General features: G+C 74.5%; 13 protein-coding genes. 7 read left to right on the top strand and 6 right to left on the bottom strand.

The window, feature by feature from the left end:
• Nucleotides 1-393 precede the first annotated feature (393 nt).
• Both RND61_RS14625 and RND61_RS14620 read left to right on the top strand, forming a co-directional pair.
• Nucleotides 394-2,073: a succinic semialdehyde dehydrogenase gene (locus RND61_RS14625; protein WP_315878364.1), complete on the top strand. Its 1,680-nt coding sequence runs from the start codon at nt 394-396 to the stop codon at nt 2,071-2,073.
• A gap of 51 nt (nt 2,074-2,124) precedes the next feature.
• Nucleotides 2,125-3,957 carry a GMC family oxidoreductase gene (locus tag RND61_RS14620; RefSeq protein ID WP_315878363.1) on the top strand — a complete coding sequence of 611 codons (1,833 nt, stop codon included), beginning with the start codon at nt 2,125-2,127 and terminating at the stop codon, nt 3,955-3,957.
• 485 nt (nt 3,958-4,442) lie between these two features.
• Here RND61_RS14620 and RND61_RS14615 read toward each other — a convergent pair whose 3' ends face one another.
• On the bottom strand, nt 4,443-5,495 hold the full coding sequence (locus tag RND61_RS14615) for an LAETG motif-containing sortase-dependent surface protein (RefSeq protein WP_315878362.1): 1,053 nt from the start codon (nt 5,493-5,495) through the stop codon (nt 4,443-4,445).
• Between the two features lie 531 nt (nt 5,496-6,026).
• Entirely contained in the window at nt 6,027-6,389 is a 363-nt protein-coding gene (locus RND61_RS14610) for a chorismate mutase (RefSeq protein WP_391653462.1), read from the bottom strand.
• Between the two features lie 333 nt (nt 6,390-6,722).
• Here RND61_RS14610 and guaA point away from each other — a divergent pair, with 333 nt between their 5' ends.
• Complete coding sequence (guaA, locus tag RND61_RS14605; RefSeq protein ID WP_315878361.1) at nt 6,723-8,321, top strand: glutamine-hydrolyzing GMP synthase; 1,599 nt, start codon at nt 6,723-6,725, stop codon at nt 8,319-8,321.
• A gap of 535 nt (nt 8,322-8,856) precedes the next feature.
• On the opposite strand, the gene RND61_RS14600 is transcribed toward guaA, so the two are convergent.
• Nucleotides 8,857-9,108, bottom strand: a complete 252-nt coding sequence (locus RND61_RS14600; protein ID WP_315878360.1) for a hypothetical protein — start codon at nt 9,106-9,108, stop codon at nt 8,857-8,859.
• Nucleotides 9,095-10,450 (bottom strand): PspC domain-containing protein, encoded by a 1,356-nt coding sequence (locus RND61_RS14595; RefSeq protein WP_315878359.1) that lies wholly within the window; start codon nt 10,448-10,450, stop codon nt 9,095-9,097. The genes RND61_RS14600 and RND61_RS14595 overlap by 14 nt, the downstream gene beginning before the upstream one ends.
• 182 nt (nt 10,451-10,632) lie before the next feature.
• On the opposite strand from RND61_RS14595, the gene RND61_RS14590 reads away from it, so the two are divergent.
• Together RND61_RS14590 and RND61_RS14585 are read left to right on the top strand one after the other, a co-directional pair.
• Nucleotides 10,633-11,919, top strand: coding sequence for a PspC domain-containing protein (locus RND61_RS14590; RefSeq protein ID WP_315878358.1), 1,287 nt, complete (start codon nt 10,633-10,635; stop codon nt 11,917-11,919).
• Entirely contained in the window at nt 11,916-12,617 is a 702-nt protein-coding gene (locus tag RND61_RS14585) for a response regulator transcription factor (protein ID WP_315878357.1), read from the top strand. Before RND61_RS14590 ends, RND61_RS14585 begins: the two co-directional genes overlap by 4 nt.
• 310 nt (nt 12,618-12,927) lie before the next feature.
• Here the strand turns inward: RND61_RS14585 and RND61_RS14580 are convergent, their stop codons facing one another.
• Nucleotides 12,928-13,986, bottom strand: coding sequence for a C40 family peptidase (locus RND61_RS14580; protein ID WP_315878356.1), 1,059 nt, complete (start codon nt 13,984-13,986; stop codon nt 12,928-12,930).
• Nucleotides 13,987-14,244: 258 nt separating this feature from the next.
• On the opposite strand from RND61_RS14580, the gene RND61_RS14575 reads away from it, so the two are divergent.
• Both RND61_RS14575 and pcrA read left to right on the top strand, forming a co-directional pair.
• A complete protein-coding gene (locus RND61_RS14575) occupies nt 14,245-14,598 on the top strand; it encodes a hypothetical protein (RefSeq protein ID WP_315878355.1) in 354 nt (117 codons plus the stop codon).
• A gap of 236 nt (nt 14,599-14,834) precedes the next feature.
• On the top strand, nt 14,835-17,297 hold the full coding sequence (gene pcrA, locus RND61_RS14570) for a DNA helicase PcrA (protein WP_315878354.1): 2,463 nt from the start codon (nt 14,835-14,837) through the stop codon (nt 17,295-17,297).
• A 337-nt stretch (nt 17,298-17,634) separates the two neighbouring features.
• Here the strand turns inward: pcrA and RND61_RS14565 are convergent, their stop codons facing one another.
• Nucleotides 17,635-19,104 (bottom strand): M23 family metallopeptidase, encoded by a 1,470-nt coding sequence (locus RND61_RS14565; RefSeq protein ID WP_315878353.1) that lies wholly within the window; start codon nt 19,102-19,104, stop codon nt 17,635-17,637.
• Nucleotides 19,105-19,220 lie beyond the last annotated feature (116 nt).

The following is a 19,220-nucleotide window of genomic DNA, read 5'->3' as shown; positions in this document are numbered from 1 at the left end:
TCCCTCCACCCGCCGAAGGGCCCCCCCCCCCCCCCCCCGGCCACCCCCCCCCGCCCCCCCCCCCCCCCCCCCCCCCCCCCCCCCCCCACCCCCCCCCCCCCCCCGCGCCCCCCCCCCCCCCCCCCCCCCCCCCCGCCACCCGCCCCCCCCCCGCCGCGGCACTCGGCGCAACCCCCCCGCGTCGGGGCCCCGCTCCCGGCCCCGCCGCCGCGCCCCTCGTCGTCGCCCTCGTCGCCGCCATCGCCGCCGCGGTCGGCCTCGGCGTCGCCCTGCTGCTGACAATGCGCTGATCAGGGCTTATTTGCCAGTGAACGCTGGCGTGATGTGGGCGCACGGTGAAAAGCTGTTACCGCCGGGTACCCAAAGGGCCCGCATCCGCATACCCTCGCCCCCATGACGGACACGCAGGCCCCCGCCCACGCCACCGGCTCCCCCTCCCCCTCCGCGTCCACGCCGGCCACCCCGTCGCCGGGGGCACCCGCCCCCGGGCCCGCGAACCCCGTGGCCCCCGCGCCCGCCGGCGCGCGCACCGCCGCCGACGTGGTGACGCCCGAGGTGGTCGTCCGGCTCACCCGCGGCGTCGTCGGCTCCGGACGGACCGCCAACCACACCCCGTTCACCGGGGAGCGGCTGGCCGAACTGCCCGAGTCCACCCCCGAGGACGTGGCGGAGGCGTTCGCCCGCGCCCGCGCCGCCCAGACCGCCTGGGCGGCCGTACCCGTCCGCCGCCGCGCCGCCGTCCTGCTCCGCTTCCACGACCTGCTCCTGGAGCGCCAGGCGGAGGTCCTCGACCTCGTCCAGTTGGAGACCGGCAAGGCGCGCCTGCACGCCCACGAGGAGGTCCAGGCCGTCTCGATCGCGGCCCGCCACTACGGCGTGCGCGCCGCCTCGTACCTGAACCCGAAGCGGCGCACCGGCGCCGTGCCGGTCCTCACCAAGGTGACCGAGCTGCGCCAACCGCGCGGCGTCGTCGGCCAGATCGCGCCGTGGAACTACCCGCTGGAGCTGTCCGTCGGCGACGCGCTGCCCGCGTTCGCCGCCGGCAACGCCGTCGTCATGAAGCCCGACACGGAGACCGCGCTGACCGCCCTGTGGGCGCGCGACCTGCTCGTCGAGGCGGGGCTGCCCGCCGAGGTGTTCCAGGTCGTCCTCGGCGACGGCCCGGTCGTCGGCCCCGAGGTCGTCAAGCACGCCGACTACGTGTCGTTCACCGGCTCCACCCGCACCGGCCGCGAGGTCGCCCGGGGCGCGGCGGCCCGGCTCGTCGGCGTCTCCCTCGAACTCGGCGGCAAGAACCCGATGCTGGTCCTGCGCGACGCCGACGTCGAGAAGGCCGCCGCCGGCGCCGTCCGCGCCTGCTTCTCCTCCGCCGGTCAGCTGTGCATCTCCATCGAGCGGCTGTACGTCCACGAGTCCGTCGCGGACGCGTTCCTGGAGCGGTTCGTCGCCCGCACCAGGGCGATGCGGCTCGGCACGTCCCTCGCGTACGGCGCCGACATGGGCTCCCTCGTCGGCGAGCGGCAGTTGGAGACCGTCACCCGGCACGTCGAGGAGGCCGTGGCCAAGGGCGCCCGGGTCCTCGCGGGCGGCGTGCCCCGCCCCGACATCGGCCCCCTCTTCTACGAGCCGACCGTTCTCGAAGGCGTCGACGCGTCGATGGCGGTGTGCGCCGAGGAGACCTTCGGCCCGGTCGTCTCCGTGTACCGCTTCACCGACGAGGACGAGGCGATCGAGCGTGCCAACGCCACCGCATACGGCCTCAACGCCAGCGTCTGGACGAAGGACGGCCGCCGCGGCCTCGCCGTCGCCGCCCGGCTGCGCGCCGGCACCGTGAACGTCAACGAGGGGTACGGGGCCGCGTACGGCAGCGTCCAGGCGCCCATGGGCGGCATGAAGGACTCGGGCCTGGGCCGCCGGCACGGCTCGGAGGGCATCCTCAAGTACACGGAGGCCCAGACGGTCGCCCAGCAGCGCGTGATGCCGCTCGCCCCCTCCTTCGGAATGGACGACGAGAAGTACGCGGCGTTCATGAGCCGCAGCCTGCGGCTGATGAAGGCCCTGCGCCTGCGCTGACGACGGGCGGGCGCGCGCCGCCCGCCCACCCCCTTCGGTACGAGGAGAGCCATGTCCGAGGTCCCCCCTGCCCAGAGCCAGCCGGAAACCGCACGGAACGCCCTCGACGACACCGCGTACGACTACGACGTCGTCGTCGTGGGCTCCGGGTTCGGCGGCTCCGTCGCGGCGCTCCGCCTCACCGAGAAGGGCTACCGCGTCGGCGTCCTGGAGGCCGGCCGCCGCTTCACCCCGGCCACCCTGCCGAAGACCTCCTGGGACCTGCGCAACTACCTGTGGGCCCCCGCGCTCGGCCTGTACGGCCTCCAGCGCGTCCACCTCCTCGGCAACGTCATGGTCCTCGCGGGCGCCGGCGTCGGCGGCGGCTCCCTCAACTACGCCAACACCCTCTACGTACCGCCGCCCGCGTTCTTCCAGGACGGGCAGTGGGCGTCCATCACCGACTGGCAGGACGAACTCGCCCCGTACTACGACCAGGCCAAGCGCATGCTCGGCGTCCGCCTCAACCCGACCACGACCCCCTCCGACGTCCACCTCCAGGCGGCCGCGCGGGCCATGGGCGTCGGCGACACCTTCCACCTGGCGCCCGTCGGGGTCTTCTTCGGCGACGGCCGGGACGCGGACGGCACCACCAGGGCCGCCCCCGGCGACCGGGCCCCCGACCCGTACTTCGGCGGCGCCGGCCCCGCCCGCCGCGCCTGCACCGAGTGCGGCGGGTGCATGACGGGCTGCCGGCACGGCGCGAAGAACAGCCTCACGGAGAACTACCTGTACCTCGCGGAGAAGGCCGGCGCCGTCATCCACCCGATGACCACCGTCACGGCCGTGACCGAGGACGGCGACGGCGGCCACCTCGTGCGCACCGTCCCCACCGACCGCCGCAGGAAGGGCGTCCCGCGAACCTACCGCGCCCGGTACGTCGTCGTCGCGGCCGGCACGTACGGCACGCAGACCCTCCTCCACCGCATGAAGGACCAGGGGCTGCTGCCCCGCCTCTCCGACCGGCTCGGGGAGCTGACCCGCACCAACTCCGAGGCCCTCGTCGGCGCCCTGACCACCGACCGCCGCTACCGCAGGCGGCACGGCGCGCCCCGGGTCGACTTCACGCGGGGCGTCGCCATCACGTCGTCGATCCACCCCGACGAGAACACCCACATCGAGCCCGTCCGCTACGGCAAGGGCTCCAACGCGATGGGCTCCCTGTCGATCCTCCAGGTCCCGTACGCGAAGAACCGCGTCGCCGCCTGGTTCGGCAACGTCGCCCGCCACCCCGTCCAGACGCTGCGGTCCCTGTCCAACCGCCGCTGGTCGGAGCGGACCATCATCGGCCTCGTCATGCAGTCGCTCGACAACTCCCTGACGACGTACCGCAAGCCCGGCGGCATCGGCAAGGGCCTGCTCACCGCCCGCCAGGGCCACGGCGCCCCGAACCCCAAGCAGATCCCCGAGGCGACACGGGCGGCGTCCCTGATCGCCGAGGAGATCAACGGCTTCGCCGGCTCCAACGTCGGCGAGCTGATGGGCACCCCGCTCACCGCCCACTTCCTGGGCGGCTGTGCCATTGGCGCCACCGCGCGGGACGGCGTCATCGACCCGTACCACCGGCTCCACGGCCACCCCGGCATCTCCGTCGTGGACGGCGCGGCCGTCTCGGCGAACCTCGGGGTGAACCCGTCCCTCACCATCACCGCGCAGGCGGAGCGCGCCATGTCCCTCTGGCCCAACAAGGGCGAACCGGACCCCCGCCCCGCCCAGGGCGCCCCCTACGCGCGCGTGGCGCCCGTCGCGCCCGGGTCGCCGGTCGTCCCGCAGGACGCCTTCGCGGCACTGCGGCTGCCGTTCCTGGGCATGCCGAAGGTCCCGCCGAAGAAGCCCGACGCCTGACGGCCGCTGCCCGGCGACTGCTGCCGCTGCTCGATGGCTGGTGGCCGCCGATGGCCGCGGCCTCACGGCCGCCGTCCGGCGCCGGGCACCGGTACCTGACGGCTGCCGCCGCCTCACGGTCGCCGATGGCCGCGGCCTGGCGGTCGCCGTCCGGTGGCGGGTCCTGGGCGGACGCGGCCGGGCGGCTGCTTGGTGGTGACCGTCTGGTGGTGACCGTCTGGTGGTGGTCTTGGGCGGTGGTCCTGGGTGGCTGCTGGCCGGTGGCGGTCATCCGGCGGTGGCCCCGGGCGGCCGGTGCCGGACGCGGTCCCGAGCGGTCGCCGCCCGACGGCCGCCGCCCGGGACGGCCACTCGCCGGCCCCCGGGCGGATCGCCGCCCGACGGCCGCCGCCACGGCCTGGCGGTCGCCGTCCGGCGGCGGAAACGGCAGAGAGGCGCTGCGCCCCCCTCCGAGCGCAGCGCCTCCCTTGTCTCAGACGCGTCCGTTACGCGGCGGCACCGTTCTGGCGGCGCTTCAGCGCGAAGACGACACCGGCACCGGCGACGACGGCGATGCCACCGGCGATCCCGATGATCGGCAGCGTGGAGCTGGAACCGGTCTCGGCGAGGTTGCCGGTGACCGGGAGCTGCTTGATGTCACCCTGCGGCTTGGTGTCCGGCTTGTCGGCGTCCTTGCCCTGGCCGTCGCCCGGGGTGGCCTCGCCCGGGTCGTCGACGGAGGAGCCCGGCTTCAGCACGACGAAGTCGACCAGCGCGCCGTTCTCGGCGATGCACTCCTGGCCCTTGACGTCACCGATGTAGCCGCCGCTGCCCAGGGCGTAGCTGTCACCGGCCGGGGCGGCCTTGTCGATGCGGACGCGGAGGTCGATCTCCACGAAGTCCTTCGACTTCATGGTCTCGACGCCCCAGAAGTAGCCGCCGGCCCACTCCTTGTCGCCGATGCCGATCCACTCGTTGCTGTTCGGCACCTTGAACTGCAGGTCGACGTACTGGCTGAGCCACTTGGACTCGTCTTCCTCCTCGTAGTTCTCGACCACGGCGTAGAAGGCGACCTCCTTGAGGTCGAGCTTCGACTTGTTGGTGATGGTGAGGCGGAAGTCCTCCCAGCCGCTGCCGGCCACGATCTTGCCGGGCAGGCCGGAGATCTTGGCGTCGAGGGCCTTCTCCTCGAAGTTCTCGTCGATGTCCTCGCAGTACTTCAGCTCATCGTCCTCGTCCTCGCCCGGGGTGGTGCTGGGGGACGGGGAGGGGGACGCGCTGGTGGAGGGGGCCGGGGAGGTGCTGGCGCTGTTGGACGGGGCCGGCGTCTCGGTCTCCGTCTCGTCGGCGGACGGCGTCGGGGACGCGGACGCGCTCGTGTCGTCGGACGGGGCCGGCTCGCCGGTCTTCGTCTCGTCGTCGGACGGGGTCGCGGCCGGCGAGGACTCCGTCGTCGACGGCGTGACGCCCGCCGCGTACGCGGCCGGGGCCACGAGGAAGGCGGCGGGCGTGATGACGGCGGTCGCGGCGGCGACGGCCATGGCGCGGCGAAGCTTCAAGTCAAGACCTCGTGGTCTGAGGCGTACCGCTGGGTACGGCACGGAGTCTGGTGGGCCCCCGCTCCGTCGCGTGCGACGGGCGTGGCCGTGGGTTTCGCATACATGACCCGCGGTGGGGGCGATTGGTTGCCCATCGACTCACAGGTTCTTTATGTGTCCTGCATCACGCCGCCGGCGGTCGGTTCCAGAGGGCCCGCGGCGGGTCCGGCGAGCTTGGGGTGGCTCCGGTGAGCCCGGAGCGGGTCCGGTAAGCCCGGGGCGGGTCCGGAGGGCGGCGGATGCGGGTACGACCCGTCCGGCGCGGTACGCATGGGGGGCGGCCGGCACCGGGCGTCCCCGGAGCCGGCCGCCCCTCGGGGTGACCGGGCTGCTGTCCCCTGCCGCCCGGTCACACACGCCGGAGCGCGGTCCCACGGCGCACACGCGATGCGCCACACGCTCCGGCGAAGTCACGCGCTGGCGCGGACACTGGGACCAACGACACACGGTGGTCCGGGTCACGCACCGTACGGGTGAGAGGCGCGCCCGACCTCAGACGCGGCCCCGGCACAGCTCCAGCACCGTCATCGCCAGCGCCGTACCCGGCTTGCCCAGGGCGTCCCTGTAGTGGCCCAGCACCTCCATCTCGCGCGCGAGGTTCACCCGACGGCCGCCCGAGCCGATGCGGGCCTCCTGGATGACGGCCGAGACGGCCATGCGCTCCTGGATGAGGCCGATGATCCGGTCGTCGAGCGCGTCGATGCGCTCCCGCGCGCCCGTGATCACCCGGGCGGCGTCGTCCGTGCGGGCGCCGGTCTTCTCCGCGGCGGTCATGGCGGTCACGGGGGCTGTGGTGGGCACGGGGGTGGCGGGGGCCGCTGCGGGCGTCCTGGTGGGGGTGTTCGTGGTGGTCATCGTCGGGGGCTCCTCGTGTCTCGCGGGGCCCCGGGGCGGCGACAACGGCCCGGTGGACGACGACAGGCGCCCCGGGCCTTGTCGGCCCGGGGCGCCTGGGAAGTCGCTTGTCAGTAGTTGCTCAAGCAGCACGACCATGGCAGCCGGACCAGCCGGTGCCATAGGTAAAGACGAAGGTCGAGTGCGTGAGCATGGCCGCAAGTATGGACCCGCGGGCGGCGCCGCGGCCAGCCGGGCCGCCGGCCGGTTCGGATGGTGAGACGAAACGGTTGTCGGCCACGCCGGTAGAATTGACTGATACCGACCCCCTCCCACCGCCGGAAGGCCGCCGTAGTGTCATCAGCGACCCCCGCTGCCGCCTCGCCCGACACCAACCCGGACGTAGTCCTCGTTGTCGATTTCGGCGCGCAGTACGCCCAGCTCATCGCCCGCCGCGTCCGTGAGGCCCGGGTCTACAGCGAGATCGTCCCGTCCACCATGCCGGTGGCCGAGATGCTGGCCAGGAACCCGAGGGCGATCATCCTCTCCGGCGGCCCCTCGTCCGTGTACGAGGAGGGCGCCCCCCGCCTCGACCGCGCGCTCTTCGAGGCCGGCGTCCCCGTCTTCGGCATGTGCTACGGCTTCCAGCTGATGGCGGTGACCCTCGGCGGCACGGTCGACAACACCGGCGCCCGCGAGTACGGCCGTACGCCGCTGCACGTCAGCAGGAGCGGGTCGACGCTGTTCGAGGGCACCCCCGACGAGCAGTCGGTGTGGATGTCGCACGGCGACGCCTGCTCCGCCGCGCCCGACGGCTTCGCCGTCACCGCGTCCACGGACGTCGTGCCGGTCGCCGCCTTCGAGAACGACGAGAAGAAGCTGTACGGCGTGCAGTACCACCCCGAGGTGATGCACTCCACGCACGGCCAGCAGATCCTGGAGCACTTCCTCTACCGCGGCGCCGGCATCGAGCCGTCCTGGACGACCGGGAACGTCATCGAGGAGCAGGTCGCGGCCATCCGCGAGCAGGTCGGCGACAAGCGGGCCATCTGCGGGCTGTCCGGCGGCGTCGACTCCGCCGTGGCCGCCGCGCTCGTCCAGCGGGCCATCGGTTCCCAGCTCACCTGCGTGTACGTCGACCACGGCCTGATGCGCAAGGGCGAGACCGAGCAGGTCGAGAAGGACTTCGTGGCCGCGACCGGCGTCCAGTTGAAGGTCGTCGACGCGCAGGAGCGCTTCCTCACCGCGCTCGCCGGGGTCACCGACCCCGAGGAGAAGCGCAAGATCATCGGTCGTGAGTTCATCCGTGTCTTCGAGCAGGCGCAGGCGGAGATCATCGCGGAGGCGTCGGGCGACCAGCCCGTCGAGTTCCTGGTGCAGGGCACGCTGTACCCGGACGTCGTCGAGTCCGGCGGCGGCACGGGCACGGCCAACATCAAGTCCCACCACAACGTGGGCGGCCTCCCCGAGGACCTCGAGTTCAAGCTGATCGAACCGCTGCGGAAGCTGTTCAAGGACGAGGTCCGCATGGTCGGCCAGGAGCTCGGCCTGCCGGAGGAGATCGTCCAGCGGCAGCCGTTCCCGGGCCCCGGCCTCGGTATCCGGATCGTCGGCGAGGTCACCAAGGAGCGCCTGGACCTGCTGCGCGAGGCCGACGCCATCGCCCGCGAGGAGCTGACCGCGGCCGGCCTGGACCGCGAGATCTGGCAGTGCCCCGTCGTCCTGCTCGCGGACGTGCGGTCGGTGGGCGTGCAGGGCGACGGCCGTACGTACGGCCACCCGATCGTGCTGCGCCCGGTCTCGTCCGAGGACGCCATGACCGCGGACTGGACGCGCATGCCGTACGACGTGCTGGCGCGCATCTCGACGCGGATCACCAACGAGGTGAAGGACGTCAACCGCGTCGTCCTCGACGTCACCAGCAAGCCCCCGGGCACCATCGAGTGGGAGTGACCCCGGAGCCCCCGCACCGCCGGGGGCGCCCGGAGTGACCCCGACACCGGTCAGCGAGCCGCCGTCCACAGCCGTGGGCGGCGGCTTCGTCGTCCTGCGCACCCCGCCGCCGGCCGCCCCGCGGCCCCGCCCCCGTTGCCGGTGTCTCGGGGCGGCTGATGCCTCGGGGCGGGCGCGACGGGGAGCGGCGAACGAGCCGTGGGCGGCGGCCATGCCGCGCACGGTGGGAGGGGACCGCGCGGGACGGGCGGCGCGCTGCTCTCGCCGGGCTCGTGGCCGGTGGCCGGCCGGCAGAGGGCCTTCTATCCGGTCTGCCCGGCGCCACCCTTGTCCGCCGGGGTGCCCGAGCCGCCCGTCGACGCGGTCCCCGTTCCGTGTTCCGTGCCCCGGGGCGGACCGGCCGGGACGGGCGGCGCGCTGCTCTCGTTGGGCGCGTGGCGCGTGGCGCGTGGCTCGTGGCGCGTGGCGCGTGGCGCGTGGCTCGTGGCTCGTGGTGGGCCGGGAGGGCCCTCTCCACCCCCGGTGGCGAACCGGCCTACCCGGGGGCGTGGTCGCCCGTACCGGTCGGGGCGCCCGCGTCGTCCGCCGGCGCGACCCCCGCGGCGTGCCGTCGCCGCCCGGCCCGGGTTGCCACCGCTGCCGGTACGAGGCCGCAGAGCAGCAGCGGGACCGCCGCGTACCAGGGGGTGTCCCAGGCGCCCGCCGCGTCGCCCCCGTACACGGTGGCGACGACCAGGCCCGTGACACCGGCGATCAGCCGGCCGGGGTGGAACTCATGGCGCAGCACGGGCCACCTCCACCTGCCCGACGGCGATCCGCAGGTCCAGGTCCAGCGTGCCGCCCGGGGCCGCGTCCGGGGGCGGCGGGAGGGTGCGGACGACCTCCCGGTCCGCCGCCACGCCCAGGCCGTCGGACCGCGCCGGAGCCGTCCGGTCGGCGGTGGGGCCCGCGCCGGGCCGGTCGGGCAGCCGTATCTCCCCGAGGCCCGCCCGCGCGCGGACCCGGACGGTCACGTCGGCGGGCACGGTGACGGCGAGGCGGCCCGCGCCGGCCTCGGCGGTCACCTCCACCGTCCGGCCGCGCGGCACGTCCAGTGCGGACAGGTCGAGCGTGCCGACACCCGAGTCCAGCGCGTAGCGCGGCCGTAGGTCCGCGAGGGACGCCGGGGCCCACTCCGCGCGCGTCCACACCGTGCCGATCTGCGGGGGCAGCGCCGACGCGCCCGCCAGCAGCAGCGCCGTCGCGACCGTCATGAAGACCGTGCCGAAGCCGGTGCGGCCCAGGAACGAGCTGACGGCCAGGCCGAGGGCGAACACGGCGAGCGCGGCCCCGAGCCCGAACTGGAGGCTCACCCCGAGGGGGTGCCCGCCCCAGGCGGCCGCGGTGCCCGCGCACCCCGCCGCCACGGCGAGGAGCAGGACGGGACCACCGAGGGAGCGGGGGCCGCGCGGGGCGGCCGGAGCCCGGGGCGGCACGGCCGGGACCGCGCCCCACGCCCGGTGCGGGTCCTCCCGCAGACCGGCGTGCGGGCCGTCGACCGGACCCCACAGGTAGCCGACCGGGACGGGGCCGGTCGAGCCGTCCTTGACGATCGGGTCGCGCCACCACGACGGGGCGACCGGTGGGGGCGGCGCCTTCGTCTCCGGCGGGGCGTCGGGCCCGCCCGGGTGCGCCGCGGTGGCCGCCGCCGGTTCCCGCCCGTCGGCGAGCCGGCGCCGCGACCAGACGGCCGCGCCGCCGACCGCGCACACGAGCAGGACCGCGAAGCCGATCGTCTCGCCGTTGCCTCCCACCATCGCCAGGAACAGCCCGCAGCCGACCAGCGCCATCAGGACGGCGACGAGGGACGCGCCGTCGACCCGGCCGGTCAGCAGCCGCCGCACCTCGTTCTCGTCCTCGCCGTCCGCGGTGACGCACAGCCAGGCGAAGCCGTAGAAGATCAGGCCGATGCCGCCGGCCGCGGCGAGCACCCCCGTCACGACCCGGAACACCACCGGGTCGAGGTCGAAGTGCCGTCCGAGGCCCCCGCACACCCCGGCCACCACTTTCTGCCGCGGGGTGCGGCGCAGCGGCGGGCGGTGCGGTGGGGTCCCGGGCGCCTCCGACGAGATGGGCGTCGCGCTTGTCATACGACCATGGTGACCGGCCGCCGCCCGCGACGGCACCCGCCACGACCCTGGCCGGTCCCTGATATTCCGCGGGCCCGCCCCCAGGGGTGCCGGGGCGCATCGGGGGCGGTCCGCCGCTTTTCAGGGTCCGGGTCAGGGCCGACCCTGATGTCCCGGTGGGCGGGGCGTGTGACGATCGGTCCATGCCAGCCTCCGTCCACATGCCCGAGACGACCGACGATCCGCCCGTGCGCAGGCTCTACCGCAGCGCCGACGGGCGGATGCTCGGCGGGGTCGCGCGCGGGCTGGCCGGGCACCTCGGGCTGCCGGTGGTGTGGGTGCGGCTCGTGTTCCTCGGGCTGTTCCTCGCGGACGGTCCGCTCGGCGTCCTGCTGTACGCGGCGTTCTGGATCGCCGTGCCGCTCGGCGTGGGCGGCCGCTCCAGCGGGCCGCGCCCGCTGTTCGAGACCACGCGCGACGGGCGCCGCCGCCTGCGCAAGCCCGACAAGGGGCAGGTCGTCGCGCTGGTCGCGTTGCTGACCGGCGCGGCCGTGTTCGTCGGCACGGCCGACGTGGGCGGCGAGGCGAACCGGTACGTGTGGCCGACCCTCCTCGTCGGCGTCGGCGTCGTCCTGGTGTGGCGGCAGGTCGACAACGCGCGCCGCGCCCGCTGGACCGGGTCGGGCCGCAGCAAGCGGCTGCTCCAGTTGGCCCGCGGCCTGGCCGGGGTGGCGCTCGTCGGCATGGGCCTGACGGTGTTCCTGGTGGTGCGCGGCTCCGCCGCCCAGTTGGGCACGGCGCTGACGGCGGCGATAGCGGTGCTGGCCGGCATGGCGCTGCTCGCGGGACCCTGGCTCGTACGCATGTCGCAGGACCTGTCCGAGGAACGGACCATGCGCATCCGCGCGCAGGAGCGCGCCGAGGTCGCCGCGCACGTCCACGACTCGGTGCTGCACACGCTGACGCTGATACAGCGCAGCGCCGAGGACGCCGCCGAGGTCCGCCGTCTCGCCCGCGCCCAGGAACGGGAGCTGCGGAACTGGCTGTACCGGCCGGAGGGCACCGGCAAGGACGAGGCGGAGGAGCCGGAGACGCTCGCCGACGCCGTCCGGAAGGCCGCCGCCGAGGTCGAGGACCAGCACGGGGTGCCGCTGGAGGTCGTGGTCGTCGGCGACTGCCCGCTCGACGAGAGGCTGGCCGCACAGATGCAGGCCGCGCGCGAGGCGATGGTCAACGCCGCCAAGTACGGTGGCGGGGGCGGCGCCGTGCAGGTCTACGCGGAGGTCGAGGGCCGTACGGTCTTCGTGTCCGTACGGGACCGGGGCCCCGGGTTCGACCTCGACTCCGTGCCCGCCGACCGGATGGGCGTACGCGAGTCGATCATCGGCCGGATGCGGCGCAACGGCGGCACCGCGCGCGTGCGGTCGGCGCCGGGCGACGGCACGGAGGTCGAGCTGGAGATGGACAGGGTGGAGGAGGCGGACGGATGACGACGACGACCGAGCAGGCGGCCGGGGGGACGGCGGAGCGCCGGGTGCGGGTGGTGCTCGTCGACGACCACCGGATGTTCCGCACCGGCGTGCAGGCCGAGATCGGACGCACGGAGGAGACCGGGGTGGAGGTCGTCGGCGAGGCCGCCGACGTGGACCAGGCGGTCACCGTCATCCACGCGACCCGGCCCGAGGTGGTCCTCCTCGACGTGCACCTGCCGGGCGGCGGCGGGGTGGAGGTGCTGCGCCGCTGCGCCCCGCTGGCGGCGGCCGCGGAGAACCCGGTGCGGTTCCTCGCGCTGTCCGTGTCGGACGCGGCGGAGGACGTCATCGGCGTCATCCGGGGCGGCGCGCGCGGGTACGTCACCAAGACCATCACGGGTGCCGACCTGATCGACTCGATCTTCCGGGTGCAGGAGGGCGACGCCGTGTTCTCGCCTCGCCTGGCCGGCTTCGTGCTGGACGCGTTCGCGTCCACGGACGCGCCGCCCGTCGACGAGGACCTGGACCGGCTCACCCAGCGCGAGCGGGAGGTGCTGCGGCTCATCGCGCGCGGCTACGCGTACAAGGAGATCGCGAAGCAACTGTTCATCTCAGTGAAGACGGTCGAGTCGCACGTCTCCGCGGTGCTGCGCAAGCTCCAGCTGTCGAACCGGCACGAGCTGACCCGCTGGGCGACGGCCCGCCGACTGGTGTGACCCGCTGCCCGGTGACCCGCCGACCGGTGATCCGCTGTCCGGTGGCCCGCCGACCGGTGTGACCGGCCGGCCCGCGCGCCGCGGCCCGGCCGCCGACGTGCGTCGGGGTGCGCCACGTCGGCGGGCACCGCACGTCGACGCGGGCGGGTAGGTCCCGGCGGCGTCCACCTGGCTGACAGGACGGCTGGAGGGCGCGGGCGCGACCGCGTCGCCGGCCCGCCGGTGAGCCCCCGGGGTTCCCGGCGAACCCCAAGGGTCCCCAAGGGTCCTGGTGAGCCCCAGGGCCCCGGCGGCCCCGGGCACGGTTGGGTCAGCCGACGCGGGTGGCGCCCGCCCAGGGCATCTCGTCGATCGACGCGATCCGCACCGTCGAGCCCGTGCGCGGCGCGTGGACCATCCTGCCGCCGCCGACGTAGATCCCGACGTGGCTGACCCCAGGGTAGAAGAAGACCAGGTCACCCGGAGCGAGCTGGGAGCGTGCGACCCGCTGCCCGGCGTTGATCTGCGAGTACGTCGTCCGGGGCAGCGACACCCCCGCCGCCCGCCACGCCGCCTGCACCAGCCCCGAGCAGTCGTACCCGGACGGGCCGGTCGCACCCCACAGGTACGGCTTGCCGATCGCCCCGTACGCGTACGAGACGGCCCGCGCGGCGCGACCGGCCGGGGCCTGGGGCCCGCCCGGCGCCCACGCCGCGAGGACGCCGCCGGTGCGGTCGGTGGCCCGCGCGCGCGTGGCGGCGGCCTCGTGGGCGGCGCGTTCGGCGGCGGTGAGGCGGGCCAGGAGCTTCTCGGCGGCGGCGAGCCGGTTCCGGACGGCGGCCTTCTGCCGGTTCAGCTCGGCCTCGTGGGCCCGCAGCTCGCGGACGTGCCCGTCCGCCTCCCGGCGCAGCCGGTCGATCCCGGCGGCCCGGCCGCGCAGGGTCGCCAACGCGTCGGCCTGCCGGTCGCCGATCCGCTGGGCTAGGGCGGCGCCCCGCAGGTAGCGGTCGGGGTCGGAGGAGAGCACCAGCTGGAAGACGGGGCTCAGGCCGCCGGCGCGGTACTGCGCGGCGGCGGTGGCGCCGAGCACGTCGCGGGCGGCGTTGAGGTGCTCGGTGCGCCGGGCGGCCTCGTCGCGGAGCGCGTCGAGCCGGGCCCGCGCCGCGTCGGCCTTCTCCTTGGCGCCGTTGTACTTCTCGGTCGCGGCCTCCGCCTCGCGGTGGAGCCGGTCGACCTGGTCCTTCACCTGGGCGGGGGTGAGGCGCGGGTCGGCGTGCGCGGGGCCCTCGAAGGCGGTGGCGGTCGCGGCTCCGGCCAGGGCCAGGGTCGCGGCCCTGCGGCCGGCCTGCGCGCCGAACGGGCGCTGCCTGGGCTTCCGATGCGCTGCCACGAGGGCGCTCACTTCCCTTCGGTACCGTGCTGCGGGGCGGCACCGGCGGGGACCGGGACGCCTGGGGGAGGAGGCTAAGGGCGGGTCCCGGGGGAGGTGGCGGGGTGACCGGTATTGGCCGCGGCTGAAGGTTCCGGTGCGGGTCCCGTCGCACCGCGGCGATCGGAAGCACGTGCTCCGTATCGTCCGTGATCGTTGTCGTGAAAGAGGTGGACCTGGCTGGTGGGCGATGGTATGGCCGGGGTTAGGCTCCGCCCCATGAACGTCCTCATCAACGTCTTCGTCGCCCTGCACGTCATCGGCATCGCCGCCCTCCTCGGAGGCTTCATGACCCAGATGAAGGCGATGGGAGCGGGCACGGCCCGCATGGTTCCGGCCATGCTGCACGGCGCGCTGACCATGCTCGTGACCGGCATGGCCCTGGTGGGCCTCAACCAGGCCGAGGGCGCCGCCGTCGACAACGTCAAGATCGGCGTCAAGCTGGCACTGCTGGTGGTCATCCTCGGCCTGGTCTACGTGAAGCGGGACGACGAACGCGTCGGCAGGGGCCCGTTCGCCGCGGTGGGCGCCCTGACGGTGGTGAACATCTTCATCGCCACCCTGTGGACCTGACCCCTCCCGGGACCGCTCCCTCTTCGGGACCTGACCCCTCCCGGGACCGCCTCCTCTCGGGCCGCCCCTTCCCGGGACCGCCTCCTCTCGGACCGCTCCTTCTCGGGACCGCCTCCTCCCGGGACCGTCCCTTCCCGGGGCCGCCCCTCCCGCCGTGCGTCGCCGCCGCGTCGCTGTGCGTGAGGGGCCCGGTTCCGGCCCGGTCTGTCAGTGGGGCCGCCTAGACTCGGTAGGCGATGAGCAGCCTCTTTGACGACAGCTTCCTGGCGGACCTCCGCGACCACCCCGCGGAGGAGCCCCCGCCGCCCGAGGACTCCGAAGCCCCCCCGGCCGCGGAGGAGGTCCCGTACGACCTCTTCGAGGGGAAGTTCGACGCGCCCCCGGTCCGCGACCCGTACTACCGGGACGGCTCCCCGCGCCCGGTCGTCGACCCGGGTGCCCTGCTGGAGGGGCTGAACGAGCAGCAGCGCGCCGCCGTCGTCCACACGGGCTCGCCGCTGCTCATCGTCGCCGGCGCGGGCTCCGGCAAGACCCGCGTCCTCACGCACCGCATCGCCCACCTCCTCGCCACCCGGGACGTCCACCCGGGGCAGATACTGGCCATCACGTTCACGAACAAGGCCGCCGGCGAGATGAAGGAGCGCGTCGAGCAGCTCGTCGGCCCGCGCGCCCACGCGATGTGGGTGATGACCTTCCACAGCGCGTGCGTCCGCATCCTGCGCCGCGAGTCCAAGCGGCTCGGCTTCACGTCGTCGTTCTCGATCTACGACGCCGCCGACTCCAAGCGCCTCATGGCCCTGGTCTGCCGCGACCTGGACCTCGACCCGAAGCGGTACCCGCCGAAGTCCTTCAGCGCCAAGGTCTCCAACCTCAAGAACGAGCTCATCGACGAGGAGACCTTCGCCGACCAGGCGGCGGACGGCTTCGAGAAGACCCTCGCCGAGGCGTACCGCATGTACCAGGCGCGGCTCCGCGAGGCCAACGCCCTGGACTTCGACGACATCATCATGACGACGGTCCACCTGCTCCAGGCGTTCCCGGACGTCGCCGAGCACTACCGCCGCCGCTTCCGCCACGTCCTCGTCGACGAGTACCAGGACACGAACCACGCCCAGTACACGCTCGTCCGCGAGCTGGTCGGCCCGTCCGGCGACGCGGAGCACCCGCCGTCCGAGCTGTGCGTCGTCGGCGACGCCGACCAGTCGATCTACGCCTTCCGTGGGGCGACCATCCGCAACATCCTCCAGTTCGAGGAGGACTACCCGAACGCGACGACGATCCTGCTGGAGCAGAACTACCGCTCCACGCAGACCATCCTGTCCGCCGCCAACGCGGTGATCGAGCGCAACGAGAGCCGCCGCCCCAAGAACCTGTGGACGAATGCCGGCGCGGGCGCCCGCATCACTGGCTACGTCGCGGACACGGAGCACGACGAGGCGCAGTTCGTCGCCGACGAGATCGACCGGCTCACCGACGCCGGTGAGGCGAAGGCGGGCGACGTCGCCGTCTTCTACCGGACCAACGCCCAGTCGCGCGTCTTCGAAGAGGTCTTCATCCGCGTCGGCCTGCCCTACAAGGTCGTCGGCGGCGTCCGCTTCTACGAGCGCAAGGAGGTCCGCGACGTCCTCGCGTACCTGCGCGTCCTGGCCAACCCGGAGGACGCCGTCCCGCTGCGCCGCATCCTCAACGTGCCGAAGCGCGGCATCGGCGAGCGCGCCGAGGCCATGATCGAGGCCCTCGCCCTGCGCGAGAGGATCACGTTCCCGCAGGCGCTGAAGCGGGTCGACGAGGCGTACGGCATGGCGGCCCGTTCCACGAACGCCGTGAAGCGGTTCAACACGCTGATGGAGGAGCTGCGCACGGTCGTCGAGTCCGGCGCCGGCCCCGCCGTCGTCCTGGAGGCCGTCCTGGAGCGCACCGGGTACCTCGCGGAGCTCCAGGCGTCGACGGACCCGCAGGACGAGACGCGGATCGAGAACCTGCAGGAGCTCGCCGCCGTCGCCCTGGAGTTCGAGCAGGAGCGAGGCGAGGGCGAGGGGACGGGCACGCTCGCCGAGTTCCTGGAGCAGGTCGCCCTCGTCGCGGACTCCGACCAGATCCCGGACGGCGACGAGGACGGCGACGGCGTCATCACGCTCATGACGCTGCACACGGCCAAGGGCCTGGAGTTCCCGGTGGTGTTCCTGACGGGCATGGAGGACGGCGTCTTCCCGCACATGCGGGCCCTCGGCCAGACCAAGGAGCTGGAGGAGGAGCGCCGCCTCGCGTACGTGGGCATCACGCGCGCGCGGGAGCGGCTCTACCTGACGCGCTCGTCGATGCGCAGCGCCTGGGGCCAGCCCGCGTACAACCCGCCGTCGCGGTTCCTGGAGGAGATCCCGCCGCAGCACGTGGAGTGGAAGCGCACGGGCCGGACGGCCGCCGCCCCGGCCGGCCCGTCGAGCCCGGCGTCGGGCGTCGCCGCCTCCCTGTCGGCGTCGCGGTCCCGCTCGGGCCCGTCCGGCTTCGCGACGCGGCGTACGGCGGACAAGCCGGTGGTCGCGCTGACCGTGGGCGACCGGGTCACGCACGACCAGTTCGGCCTCGGCACGGTGACGGCGGTGACGGGGACGGGCGGCGACGCGCAGGCGACCATCGACTTCGGTGACGGCAAGCCGAAGCGGCTGCTGCTGCGGTACGCGCCGGTCGAGAAGCTGTAGGGGCGGTACGGAGCCGGGGCGCCGGGCGGGCGGTGAACGGCCGCTCGGCGCCCCGACCGCCGGGGCCGGGGCCGGGGCTGGGCCGGTGAGCCGTCCGCGCGACGAGCCGATCCGGGCGCGGCCGTCGGGCCGGTCGGTCGGGCCGGGTCGGTTGGAACAGCCGGCCGGCCGGTCGGGTCAGCCGGTCGGGCGAGGAGGCCGGGTCGAGCCGGGCCAACCGGTCGGGCCAGGGCGGTTGGAGCCAGTCGGCCGGGGCGAAGGGGCCGGGCCAGGGCGGTTGCGCCAGTCGGCCGGGGCGAGGAGGCGTCGGGGGAGGAGGCCGGGCCAGCCGGTCGGATCAGCCGGTCGGGTTGAGGCCGTGTCCTCGGAGCCACGCCTCGGGGTCGATCGCGGTGCCGCCGCCCGGCCGCACCTCGAAGTGCAGGTGCGGGCCGGTGGAGTTGCCGGAGTTGCCCGAGTACGCGATGACGTCGCCCGCCTTGACGGAGCCCGAGCGGATCTTGGCGCTGCTCAGGTGGCAGTACCAGGTCTCGGTGCCGTCCTTGGCGGTGACGATGACCATGTTCCCGTACGCGCTGTTCCACTGGGTGCGCACGGTGCCGTCCGTCGCCGCCATCACGGGCGTGCCGTACTGGACGGGGAAGTCGATGCCGGTGTGCAGGGACATCCAGTTGACGCCCGCCTGGCCGTAACCGGCGCTCAGCTGGCGCAGCTGCACCGGGAGCGCGAACTTGGGGCGCATGGCCTCGCGGAGCCTCGCGTCCTCCTCGCGCTTCTTGCGCTCCGCCTCCTGGCGGGCCTTGAGGTCGAGGCGCTCCTGGGTGCGGCTGGCGCGGTCGCTGAAGTCGAGGGCCTCGGCGTCGAGCGCGGCGAGCTGGGTGTCGAGGGCGCTGTTGGCGACGGCCGGCTTCGGGGCGGCAGGGTCGGCGGCGGTCACCGCCTTGCCGTCGTCCTTCTGCTCGGTGCCGGTGAGTCCGCTGACGGACGCGGCGGCGATCCCGGCGACCCCCATCACGCACGCCGAGGGCACGGCGACGGTCAGCAGCGCGGAACGCCGGGCGGGGGTGCGACGCCTGCCGCGGCTGCCGCCGGCGCGGCGGGTCGGGCGCGGGGCGGGAGCGACGGCGACGGTCTCGCCCAGCGTCTCCAGCGTCTCCGTCGACGGGCCGTCGTCGGCGAGGTCGTCCGCCTCGGACGCGGAGCCGTCGGCGTGCGGGTCGTCGTCGGGCTCGGTCCCGGGACCGGCGTCCGCCTCCGGCTCGGCCGGGAGGGCCTCGGCCTGGGGGGTGTCGTCGACGGCGGAGTAGTCGTACTGCTCGGGGACGAACGTCCCGGTGGTCTCTTCGGGCGCGTAGTTCCACGCGGTCGCGTCGTAGGAACCGGTCCCGTAGGTATCCGTGCCGTACGTCCCGGTGCCGAAGGGCTCGGTGCCGTAGGAGTCGGCGCCCGGCACGTACCACTGGCCGGTCGTCTCGTACGTGGCCGCCGTCGCCGCGTACTGCGGGTCGTCCTGTGGCGGGGCCCAGGTCGTGGTGTCCCACTGGCCGGACTGGTCCGCGTACGCGGCGTACGCGGAGGTGGCGGACGCGTCGGGCCACTGCGCGGCGTCGTACTGGCCGCCGTGCCCGGTGTCGTAGCCACCGTAGAGGGAGTCGGCCGTCCGGTAGGCGCCGGTGTCGTAGGAACCGGTGCCGTACGCGGGGGCCTGGTGACCGCCGTTGTCGAAGCCGCTCTCACTGGTCGTGAAACTGCCCGTGGCGTACACGTCGTCTTCGACGTAGCCGGCGTGGGGGTGCTGGTCGTTCACCAACTTCTCTCTCGCCTCGGCAGCAGGACCAGTTCCGGGCCGGCCCTGACGGGGACCCGGAGGGGAAGCAGTGGGCGCGACTGTACCCGGCGGTATGCGCAACCGACAATCTTCGG

The organism is Streptomyces tamarix (assembly GCF_032423885.1).
Taxonomy (GTDB): Bacteria; Actinomycetota; Actinomycetes; order Streptomycetales; family Streptomycetaceae; genus Streptomyces; species Streptomyces tamarix.
This window is presented reverse-complemented; position numbering and strand designations above follow the sequence as displayed.

Coding starts and splice junctions, on each gene's coding strand:
- RND61_RS14625 (WP_315878364.1), top strand. CDS start 394: ATGACGGACACGCAGGCCCCCGCCCACGCCACCGGCTCCCCCTCCCCC.
- RND61_RS14620 (WP_315878363.1), top strand. CDS start 2,125: ATGTCCGAGGTCCCCCCTGCCCAGAGCCAGCCGGAAACCGCACGGAAC.
- RND61_RS14610 (WP_391653462.1), bottom strand. CDS start 6,389: ATGACCACCACGAACACCCCCACCAGGACGCCCGCAGCGGCCCCCGCC.
- RND61_RS14595 (WP_315878359.1), bottom strand. CDS start 10,450: ATGACAAGCGCGACGCCCATCTCGTCGGAGGCGCCCGGGACCCCACCG.
- RND61_RS14590 (WP_315878358.1), top strand. CDS start 10,633: ATGCCAGCCTCCGTCCACATGCCCGAGACGACCGACGATCCGCCCGTG.
- RND61_RS14585 (WP_315878357.1), top strand. CDS start 11,916: ATGACGACGACGACCGAGCAGGCGGCCGGGGGGACGGCGGAGCGCCGG.
- RND61_RS14575 (WP_315878355.1), top strand. CDS start 14,245: ATGAACGTCCTCATCAACGTCTTCGTCGCCCTGCACGTCATCGGCATC.
- pcrA (WP_315878354.1), top strand. CDS start 14,835: ATGAGCAGCCTCTTTGACGACAGCTTCCTGGCGGACCTCCGCGACCAC.